The sequence below is a fragment of the Arthrobacter sp. HMSC06H05 genome (assembly GCF_001807395.1).
Lineage (GTDB): Bacteria > Actinomycetota > Actinomycetes > Actinomycetales > Micrococcaceae > Pseudoglutamicibacter > Pseudoglutamicibacter albus.
The window spans coordinates 75,604-75,868 of sequence record NZ_KV788974.1 but is presented as its reverse complement, the minus strand read 5'-3'; the positions used below and the strand labels follow the sequence as shown (position 1 = coordinate 75,868).

Annotated in this window: 1 pseudogene; it reads left to right on the top strand. The window is 54.7% G+C overall.

Annotated features, from left to right (window positions below):
- Nucleotides 1-265 (top strand): annotated as a pseudogene (locus HMPREF3160_RS10060) (hypothetical protein); the annotation flags it as partial.

Below are 265 nucleotides of genomic sequence, written 5' to 3'. Positions count from 1 at the left end.
GGAAACCCCGACCTCTCACATGTACCAGAAGCGAGGAACCTACCGGGTTGAGGCGACCGTGACCTATGCCGGGAAGTACTCCCTGGATAACGGTGAAACCTGGGACACCATCCCAGGAACCTTAGAAACCCAAGCCACACCCCTAGATATACGGGTGTGGAGTATGCGATCAGTCAATGTCTCAGGTCCCTGCCAACCAGGCAACCCGAGTGATGATCCGACCTGCAAGATACATGACTTCACCATCTTCAAACCCCGCCAAACA